Source organism: Microbulbifer sp. 2205BS26-8 (genome assembly GCF_030731025.1).
GTDB lineage: Bacteria > Pseudomonadota > Gammaproteobacteria > Pseudomonadales > Cellvibrionaceae > Microbulbifer > Microbulbifer spongiae.
In genome coordinates, this window is the sequence record NZ_JAVAMR010000207.1 from 1 (window position 1) to 374 (window position 374).

The following is a 374-nucleotide window of genomic DNA, read 5'->3' on the forward strand; positions in this document are numbered from 1 at the left end:
GTGGTCAGTGGCAAAGCTGGACGAAACCGTGGTCTGGCTCGACAACGAAGGCAGCGTCCGAATGCTGCAGGGAACTACTCCCATGCGCATCTCAACGCACGCTATAGAGTACGCCATTTCCCGGGGCCGGTGGCGGGATGCCTCCGCGTGGTCGTATACCCACGAGGGACACCAGTTTTACGTTTTGACGATACCCGCACGGGAAAAGCTGCCGAACGCCAAGGGAGCTGGAACCTATGTCTATGACGCTGCAACGCAGCTCTGGCACCAGAGGAAAAGCTATGGCCGTGACTATTGGCGCGGCGGCTTCTACGCAAAAGCCTTTGGCATGCACATTGTTGGGGATATTGACTCGGGGCGTTTCTACGAAATGC

1 protein-coding gene is annotated in these 374 nt (G+C 57.5%); it reads left to right on the plus strand.

What is annotated here, in order from left to right; all coding sequences use genetic code 11:
- A partial coding sequence (locus Q5Y71_RS17295) for a hypothetical protein (RefSeq protein WP_306043309.1) occupies positions 1-374 on the plus strand: 374 nt, incomplete at both ends.